The organism is Roseomonas rosulenta, assembly GCF_016106005.1.
Taxonomy (GTDB): Bacteria; Pseudomonadota; Alphaproteobacteria; order Acetobacterales; family Acetobacteraceae; genus Neoroseomonas; species Neoroseomonas rosulenta.
Genome location: NZ_JACADR010000484.1, coordinates 1 through 1,818, shown reverse-complemented (window position 1 = coordinate 1,818; position 1,818 = coordinate 1). Strand labels below are relative to the sequence as shown.

Sequence of the window (1,818 nt, the reverse complement as noted above, 5' to 3'; positions counted from 1 at the left end):
CGGGCGCCCGGTGGTGATCTTCCCCGAGGGCACCCGCACCGCGCCGGGCGAGCGCGTGCCCTACCAGCCCGGCGTCGCGGCCCTTGCCTCCGCGACCGGCGCGCCGGTGGTGCCGGTGGCGACTGACAGCGGCCTGCATTGGGGCCGTCGGGCATTCCAGAAACGCCCGGGCACGATCCATGTCGCGATCCTGCCGCCGCTGCCCATCGGCCTGCCGCGTGCAGCGCTGATGGCCGAGCTGGAGACCGCCATCGAGGATGCCTCCGCCGCGCTGGCCGGATCTGCACACCCTGTGGACAAGTCTGGGGACGGGGACTCCGTCATTTCTGATTCGGATGAGCAGCGGCGACGAACAAGTATCTGATTCAAATAAGAATCCTAGTCGGCGCCAACATTTGTGGATAATTCCGCTCTACCGGAGTCCGGCAGTAGCGCGGCGATACGGTCCAGCCCGGCATCGCGCACCCCCATCGCGCGCAGGTGCCGCAGCGTGTTCAGCAGATATTCGCGGTTCGCCCCCATCTGGCCGTGACCCTGGGCGATGGCCGCCGCGGCGCGTTCCGGCGAAAGACGCCCGCAATAGAGCCGGCAGCCGCGGTTCGCGACATAGGCCACCGCCCGCACCATCCGGCCGGTATCGAGCAGGCGCAGCGGCAGCATCCGCCGGTGGTACACCTGCTCCGCCCCGTCCGGCAGCTCGCGATCATCGAGATAGGCGAGCACCGCGGCCGCCTCCGCCGCGCGCACGCCGAAGGCGAGGCCGCGGCAGGCTCCCCCGCGGTCGAGGCCGAGCACGAGCCCCGGGCGCTCGGGCGTGCCCCGGTAGCGGTGCGACCACAGGCAGAAGCGGCGATGGAAGCCGCGCAGCAGTGCTGGATGCGCCACCGCATGGCTGAAGCCCGGCCGCCAGATCAGCGAGCCATAGGCGAAGACGTAGAGATGGCCGTCCGCATCGACCAGGTCGCGCAGCGCGGCGCCGTCATGGTGCATGGGGTGGTTCCGCCGCCCGGCCGGCGCGGCGTCGCGCCGGGGCGGGCGCGGCGCTATACCCGGCGCCGTGACCGACGTGAAGCCGCCGATCCCCCGCCCCCGCCCCCGCCGCGTGCTCTGGGGCCTGCTGGCGCTTGTTGTCGTGGCGGCGGCAGCGCATGGCGTGGTCTGGGTCTGGGCGACCGGCGCGCTGGCCGTGGGCATGTCGGACTGGGTGACGCAGCGCCGGGCGGAGGGCTGGACGGTGGCGCATGGGCCGCCGGTGCGCGGCGGCTGGCCCTTCGCCGCCCGGCTGTCGGTGCCGGATGTGCGCATCGAGGCACCGGCCCGCGCCGGGCAGGCCGGGTTCGCGCACGAGGCGCAGCGGGTGGTGCTGCAGATCGCGCCACCGCAGCCTGATCGCCTTCAGGTCCTGTTCGCGGGGGCGCAGCGCCTGCACCTGGGCGACGTGGCTGTGCCCTTCGCCGCAGGGCGCCTGGCGTTGGCGGTGCCTCTCGCGCCGGGGCCGGCGCCGCCGCCGATGGAAGTCACCGCCGCAGCGCTCGAGGTGCTGCTGCCCGAGGGGCCGCTGCTGGTGCGCGCGGTGCGGATCGTGTCCCAGCCCGGCGGTCCGGCCGCGATGCGCGGCGGTGCTGCGGCGGCGCGCGCGGCCGACGCCGAAGCCGCCCTGGCGCTCTCGATTCAGGCCGAAGGCGTGGTGCTGCCGAGCTCGCGCCTGGCCAGCGCGCTCGGCCGGGAGATCGATGCCCTGTCCGCCGAGGCGCTCCTGTCCGGACCGACGCCGCTGCCCGGACCACCTGCGGCGATGGCGGCGGGCTGGCGCGATGC

At 74.3% G+C, this 1,818-nt stretch carries 3 protein-coding genes; 2 read left to right on the top strand and 1 reads right to left on the bottom strand.

What is annotated here, in order from left to right:
• Positions 1-364: lysophospholipid acyltransferase family protein (locus HW578_RS26115; protein WP_198373626.1), on the top strand; the 364-nt coding region annotated here is incomplete at its 5' end.
• Positions 365-378: 14 nt separating this feature from the next.
• Here HW578_RS26115 and HW578_RS26110 read toward each other — a convergent pair.
• Complete coding sequence (locus HW578_RS26110; protein WP_198373625.1) at positions 379-990, bottom strand: gamma-glutamylcyclotransferase; 612 nt, start codon at positions 988-990, stop codon at positions 379-381.
• 67 nt (positions 991-1,057) lie between these two features.
• Between HW578_RS26110 and HW578_RS26105 the strand changes: the two genes are divergently transcribed.
• A partial coding sequence (locus HW578_RS26105; RefSeq protein ID WP_198373624.1) for a DUF2125 domain-containing protein occupies positions 1,058-1,818 on the top strand: 761 nt, incomplete at its 3' end.